This is a genomic window from Micromonospora sp. CV4, assembly GCF_003667455.1.
Taxonomy (GTDB): domain Bacteria; phylum Actinomycetota; class Actinomycetes; order Mycobacteriales; family Micromonosporaceae; genus Micromonospora.
In genome coordinates this window covers 1-6,524 of sequence record NZ_RCVI01000136.1, presented here as the reverse complement: position 1 = coordinate 6,524, position 6,524 = coordinate 1, and the positions used below count along the sequence as shown (strand labels likewise).

The 6,524-nt window shown below is 68.8% G+C and carries 6 protein-coding genes and 1 tRNA gene; 1 reads left to right on the top strand and 6 read right to left on the bottom strand.

Annotated elements, in window-relative coordinates:
- The first annotated feature begins 594 nt into the window (after window positions 1-594).
- The gene (locus EAD98_RS01610; RefSeq protein WP_121652303.1) at window positions 595-819 is read left to right on the top strand and encodes a hypothetical protein; all 225 of its coding nucleotides are present in this window, start codon (window positions 595-597) and stop codon (window positions 817-819) included.
- 4 nt (window positions 820-823) lie between these two features.
- On the opposite strand, the gene EAD98_RS01605 is transcribed toward EAD98_RS01610, so the two are convergent.
- The 6 genes from EAD98_RS01605 to EAD98_RS01580 all read right to left on the bottom strand — a co-directional run bounded on the left by EAD98_RS01605 (window position 824) and on the right by EAD98_RS01580 (window position 6,381).
- On the bottom strand, window positions 824-1,621 hold the full coding sequence (locus tag EAD98_RS01605; protein ID WP_121652302.1) for a carbon-nitrogen hydrolase family protein: 798 nt from the start codon (window positions 1,619-1,621) through the stop codon (window positions 824-826).
- Between the two features lie 152 nt (window positions 1,622-1,773).
- The gene (clpX, locus tag EAD98_RS01600; protein WP_121652301.1) at window positions 1,774-3,069 is read right to left on the bottom strand and encodes an ATP-dependent Clp protease ATP-binding subunit ClpX; all 1,296 of its coding nucleotides are present in this window, start codon (window positions 3,067-3,069) and stop codon (window positions 1,774-1,776) included.
- Window positions 3,070-3,279: 210 nt separating this feature from the next.
- Window positions 3,280-3,942 (bottom strand): ATP-dependent Clp protease proteolytic subunit, encoded by a 663-nt coding sequence (locus EAD98_RS01595; RefSeq protein WP_121652300.1) that lies wholly within the window; start codon window positions 3,940-3,942, stop codon window positions 3,280-3,282.
- Between the two features lie 10 nt (window positions 3,943-3,952).
- Entirely contained in the window at window positions 3,953-4,594 is a 642-nt protein-coding gene (locus EAD98_RS01590; protein ID WP_007464111.1) for an ATP-dependent Clp protease proteolytic subunit, read from the bottom strand.
- A gap of 221 nt (window positions 4,595-4,815) precedes the next feature.
- Window positions 4,816-6,162: a trigger factor gene (gene tig, locus EAD98_RS01585; protein WP_121652299.1), complete on the bottom strand. Its 1,347-nt coding sequence runs from the start codon at window positions 6,160-6,162 to the stop codon at window positions 4,816-4,818.
- Between the two features lie 145 nt (window positions 6,163-6,307).
- Window positions 6,308-6,381, bottom strand: a tRNA-Pro gene (locus EAD98_RS01580).
- Window positions 6,382-6,524 lie beyond the last annotated feature (143 nt).

The window sequence follows — 6,524 nt, the reverse complement described above, 5'->3', positions numbered from 1 at the left end:
CCAAAGGAATCCCAACCAGCCAGACATAAAGCCCGACCAGTCCGGGGTATAAATCATAATTGGCACTGGCTTATCAAGCACCCTGTTGAGTTCTCAAAGAACAACCACACACCGATCAAAAGCCCCACTCGGTGGGACCCCATCTCGGGGCAACCGCTCAAACCTACTTGGTCGAACTTTCGTTGTCAACCTCGTGTCCGAGGTGATCAACTTGGTTCGTCCTGATCCACGATGACGCACGCCGTACCCGGCGGTCGTTACTGTCGTGGGAAGCCGCAGACCGGCCGATCACCGCTTCGCGGCTCTCCGCCCGGCTCCTGCCGGCTTCAGAACTCTACCCGGTCGGCTTCGCTTCCGCAACCCCGTGTCCGGGGTGGTCCGCACCGCCCGATCCTCAGTCTCGCTCGGCGTTCCCGCCACGAGCCTGGCGCCCGTTCTCGGCCGGTTTGTCCGGCCTCCCCCGTGCAGAGAGAAAGTTACGCGGACGGCCCCGAGAAGGCAAATCAGGGTTCATCACTGGTTCGGCCGAACGGGATGGCAGCGGGCCCGCGTAGCCCGCGACGCGAGGCGCGCCGGCGTGCCAGAGTGTCAGGCATGGATGAGCCCAGGCTCGGCGTCGCGGTGCACGCCGAGGAGGCGCTGCTCGGCCTCCTCCTGCCGTTCTGGCAGTTGGTGATCGGCGCCGTCGTGCTGGTCGTCCTGGTGCTCTCGGTGGGACGGCTGGCCCGGCGGGGCCGATCCCGGATGACCACCGCCCTGCTGGTGACCGCCGCGGTCATCGCCGGCTTCACGGTGCTCGGCGTGCTGCTCCAGGGGTGACGGGTCAGAGCCGGCGGTTGGCCAGGCTGGGCAGCTCGGCCCGGATCTGGGCGAGCCGGTCGAGGTCCAGGTCGACGACGGACACCCCCGGCCCGTCCGGCACCTGGGTCAGGATCGTCCCCCACGGGTCGACCACCATGCTGCGTCCGAAACAGGTGCGGCCGGGCTCGTGGTCGCCGGTCTGTCCGGCGGCCGCGACGAAGCACTGGTTCTCGATCGCCCGCGCCCGCAGCAGAACCTCCCAGTGGTCCCGGCCGGTGTGCAGCATGAACGCCGCCGGGACCACGAGCAGCTGGGCGCCCCCCTCGGTGGCCAGGCGCCGGTACAGCTCCGGGAAGCGCAGGTCGTAACAGATCGACAGGCCCACCCGGAGCCCCTCGACGTCGACCACCACCGGCTGGACGCCAGCCGCGACGCTCGCCGACTCCAGGTAGGAGACCCGACCGGGGATCTCCACGTCGTACAGGTGGATCTTGCGGTAGCTCGCGGCCAGGCTGCCGGACCGGTCGAAGACCAGCGACGTGTTCCAGGTGTGCTCCGGGTCGGGGCCGGCCTCATGGAACGACCCGGCCACCAGCCAGATGCCGAGTCGCCGGGCGATCCCGGCGAAGAAGCTGCCCACCTCGCCGTCCACCGGCTCCGGCTCGGGCAACCCGGCGGCGGGACCGAGGTAGTCGACGTACTCCGGCAGGACGGCGAGATCCGCGCCGCCGGCGGCGGCGCGTTCCAGCAGGACCTCCGCGGCCGCGAGGTTGGCCTTACGGTCGTCCCGGGCGTTCAGCTGGCAGACGGCGACGCGCATGAGCCCAAGGGTACGGCCGAAAGGGCCGCACGGGCAGCCTCAGATGCTCGCCGTTCGGCGGCCACCGGCCACCTGCCGAGCGCCCCCGCGGGACCGGCGAACGCGACCGCGCCGGCCGCGTCAGAACTGAGCGGCCGGCGCGACGAGGACGATCAGGCCGACTTCTCCTCGCGGTCCCGCCGGGCCCGACGGCCGGTGAACTCGCGCGGCACGATGGTGGGATTGACGTTCTCCAGGACCACCTCGCGGGTGATCAGCACCCGGGCGGCGTCGGGGTTGCTGGGCACCTCGTACATCGCGGAGAGCAGGACCTCCTCGATGATGGCCCGCAGGCCACGGGCGCCGGTGCCCCGAAGCATGGCCTGGTCGGCGATCGCTTCCAGCGCCGGCTCGTCGAACTCCAGCTCGACCCCGTCCAGCTCGAAGAGGCGCTGGTACTGCCGGACCAGCGCGTTGCGCGGCTCGGTGAGGATCCGTACCAGGGCGCTCCGGTCCAGGCTGCGCACGTTGGTGATCACCGGCAGCCGGCCCACGAACTCGGGGATCAGCCCGAACTTGAGCATGTCTTCCGGCATGACCTGGCTGAAGATGTCATCGGTCGACCGGTCGGACACCGACCGGAGGCGGGCACCGAAGCCGGTGCCACCCTGCCCGGTGCGGGACTCGATGATCTGGTCGAGACCGGCGAAGGCGCCACCGCAGATGAACAGCACGTTGGTGGTGTCGATCTGGATGAACTCCTGGTGCGGGTGCTTGCGCCCGCCCTGCGGCGGCACGTTGGCCACCGTGCCCTCGAGCATCTTGAGCAGGGCCTGCTGCACGCCCTCGCCGGAGACGTCCCGCGTGATCGACGGATTCTCCGACTTGCGGGCGATCTTGTCGACCTCGTCGATGTAGATGATGCCGGTCTCGGCGCGCTTGATGTCGTAGTCGGCGGCCTGGATCAGCTTGAGGAGGATGTTCTCCACGTCCTCGCCGACGTAACCCGCCTCGGTCAGCGCGGTGGCGTCGGCGATCGCGAACGGGACGTTCAACATCCGGGCGAGGGTCTGCGCCAGGTGGGTCTTGCCGCACCCGGTCGGACCGAGCAGCAGGATGTTGGACTTGGCCAGCTCGACGGCGTCAGTGCCGGAGCCCGGCGCGCCGGCCGCCTCGGCCTGGATCCGCTTGTAGTGGTTGTAGACCGCTACGGCGAGCGCCTTCTTGGCCTGATCCTGCCCGACCACGTAGTTGTCGAGGAACTGGCAGATCTCCATCGGCTTGGGAAGCTCTTCCCACTTCACCTCGCCGGACTCGGCCAGCTCCTCTTCGATGATCTCGTTGCAGAGATCGATGCACTCGTCGCAGATGTAGACCCCGGGGCCCGCGATGAGCTTTTTGACCTGCTTCTGCGACTTGCCGCAGAAGGAGCATTTCAGTAGGTCGCCGCCGTCACCGATCCGTGCCACCTACGTTCTCCCTGCACTCATCGGCCGGAGACCCGGCCCTGACCCTGCGGACGCTGCGCGCCGTCCGGCTCCGTTCACCCCGCCGGCCCAACCGGCGAAGCGGTACGGACCCGACGTTACCCGCTGGCGGGGCATTCTCCGACCCCCAAAACGGGTGTGTCAGAGGTCGGCCGGGAACGGACGCCCGGCCAACCTCTGACCCGGTAGTGCTCAGCTGGCGGCGTTGGCCGCCAGCAGACCCTTCTTGCGGCTGGTCAGGATCGTGTCGACCAGCCCGTACTCCTTGGACTCCTCGGCCGTCATGATCTTGTCACGGTCGATGTCCTTGCGAACCTGCTCGATCGGCCGGTTGCAGTGGCGGGACAGCATGTCCTCCAGCTGCGTCCGCATCCGCAGGATCTCCCGGGCCTGGATCTCGATGTCCGAGCCCTGCCCGTAGCCGCCCTCGGTGGCCGGCTGGTGGATGATGATCCGCGAGTTCGGCAGCGCCATCCGCTTGCCCGGGGTGCCGGCCGACAGCAGCACCGCCGCCGCACTCGCCGCCTGCCCGAGGCAGACCGTCGAGATGTCCGGACGGACGTACTGCATGGTGTCGTAGATCGCCGTCATCGCGGTGAACGAGCCACCCGGCGAGTTGATGTACATGATGATGTCGCGGTCCGGATCGGTGCCCTCGAGCGTCAGCAGCTGGGCCATCACGTCGTTGGCCGACGCGTCGTCCACCTGGACGCCGAGGAAGATGATCCGGTCCTCGAAGAGCTTGTTGTACGGGTTCGACTCCTTGACCCCGTACGACGTGCGCTCGACGAACGACGGCAGCACGTAACGGTTGTGCACGGCCGCGAACTGGGGCGGCAGGCTCAGATCGGTCATCGTCAGCTCCTCAGCTCAGGGTCCCGGCGCCATCCGGAACCTGAGCGGCCCCGATGATCACCTTGTCGATGAAGCCGTAGTCCATGGCCTCCTGGGCGGTGAACCAACGGTCCCGGTCCGAGTCCGCCTCGATCTGCGACTGGCTCTGGCCGGTGTGGTGCGCGACCCGCTCCTGGAACATCCGCTTCGTGTAGAGCATCTGCTCCGCCTGGATGGCGATGTCGGACGCCGTACCGCCCAGACCACCGGACGGCTGGTGCATCATGATCCGGGCGTGCGGGAGGGCGTAACGCTTGCCCTTGGTGCCCGCGCAGAGCAGCAGCTGACCCATCGAGGCAGCCATGCCCATCGCCACGGTCGACACGTCGTTGTCGATGAACTGCATGGTGTCGTAGATCGCCATGCCGGAGTAGACCGAGCCACCCGGCGAGTTGATCCACAGGTTGATGTCGCGGTCCGGGTCCTCCGCGGCGAGCAGCAGCAGCTGCGCGCAGATGCGGTTGGCGACCTGGTCGGTCACCTCACTGCCCAGGAAGATGATGCGCTCCTTGAGCAACCGGTTGTAGACCGAGTCGTCGAGGTTGCCAATGGAGTCGCCACCGCGCGCGTCAATCGCCCGGAGCGACTTCTTGGGGATGTGCATGTCGGTCATGGCAGCCCTTCGCTCTCCGTACCGTCTTTCCCGACACTAACCGCTGTCCGGCGCGGCAGAGTCCCGGTCGGGGCACTGTTCGCTCTCAGCGCAGCTGCGTCGGGCGTACCCGCGGCGCGGGCTTCCGGGCGTACCCGACGACCTTGGTCGCCGTGCGTACCCCGGAAAAGGATGTGGCCGCCGTCCACCGCACAGCGGCGGACGGCGGCCGCACCCGACGATCAGTGGTCGTGGTTGTGCTCCGCCTCGTTGGCGGCGCGCAGGGCGTCGAGGGTGACCTCGTTGCCGGCCGAGTCCTTGATCGTGATCCGCTCCATGACGGCCGCGAGCGCCTTGCCCCGCCGCACGTCACCGAAGACCGCGCCGGCCGCGCCGGAGCGCACCAGCTGGTCGTAGTACTGCTGCGGGGCCATCCCGGCCCGCTGCGCGCGGTGCACGATCTCGTGGCCGAACTCGTCGTCGGAGACCTGCACGTCCTCGGCGTCGGCCAGGGTGTCCAGCAGCAGCTGCACCTTGACACCCTCGGTCGCCGCCTCGGTCAGCTCGGCGTCGATCTGCTCCTCGGTCTTCTCCTCGGCGGCGAGGTACTCCTCCATGGAGGCGCCGATCCGCTCCAGCTGGTCGACCATCGCCTGCTTGCGGCTGGCCACCTCCTCGCGGACGACGCCCTCCGGCGCCGGCACCTCGGCGGCCTCGACCAGCTGCGCCAGGGCCTTGTCCCGAGCCGCGTAGATCTGCTCGACCTGCTTGCCCTGGGTGACCCGCCCCCGCAGGTCGCCGCGGAGCTCCTCGATCGTGTCGAACTCGCTCGCCATCTGGGCGAACTCGTCGTTCAGCTCCGGCAGCTCCTTCTCCTTGACCGTGCGCACGGTCACCGCCACCTCGGCGTCCCGGCCGGCGAAGTCGCCGCCGACCAGCTGGGTGGTGAAGGTGGTGCTCTCGCCGGCGGCGAGACCGACCACGGCCTCGTCGAGACCCGGCAGGAGCTGCTTGCTGCCCACCTCGTGGGAGATGTTGCTCGCCTGGCCGCCCGGCACGTCCTCGCCGTCGACGGTCGCGTTCAGGTCGATCTGGACGTAGTCGCCCTCGGCGGCGGCCCGCTCGACGGTCTTGAGGGTGGCGAACCGCTCGCGCAGGTTCTTCACCTGCTCGTCGATCTCGCTCTCGTCGATCTGCAGCTCGTCGACGGTCACCTCGATGGTCGACGCGTCGGGCAGGGTGATCTCGGGACGGACGTCCATCTCGGCGGTGAAGTTCAGCGAGTCACCGTCGTTGAACTCGGTGATCTCGACCTCGGGACGCCCCAGCGTCTTCAGGTCGTGCTCGCGTACCGCGGCGAGGATGTTGTCCGGGATGGCGTCCTGGACCGCCTCGTTGAGGACGGTGCCCCGGCCCACCCGCTGGTCGATCACCGCGGTCGGCACCTTGCCCCGGCGGAAGCCGGGAACCTGGACCTGCGAACCGATCTCCCGGTACGCCTTCTTGAGGCTCGGCTCGAGCTCGACGAACGGCACCTCGATGGCGAGCCGCACGCGCGTCGGGCTCAGAGTCTCGACGGTGCTCTTCACAGGCGTACTCCTTGACGGATCTCAGTTGAGTCTGGGCGTGATTCAGCCCATCGAGTGTAGGTGAGCCGGCCTGACGCTCCGGCAGCGCCCGGGGACCGCGCGGAAAACTCGGCGGCACCCGGGGCGGCCCGGCCGCGGACGACAGTCGGGGTGGCGGGATTTGAACCCACGGCCCCTCGCTCCCAAAGCGAGTGCGCTACCAAGCTGCGCCACACCCCGTGGCGACGTGCAGTCTATGCCGTCGGCGCACTCCGGACGTGTCGGGGCCACCTCTCACCCGGACACATTCCCCAAAACCCCCTCCGCTCCCCCGCTGCGGCCCGGCCCGCGCCCGGCGTGGCCCGCGAGGGCCGGGCCGCAGC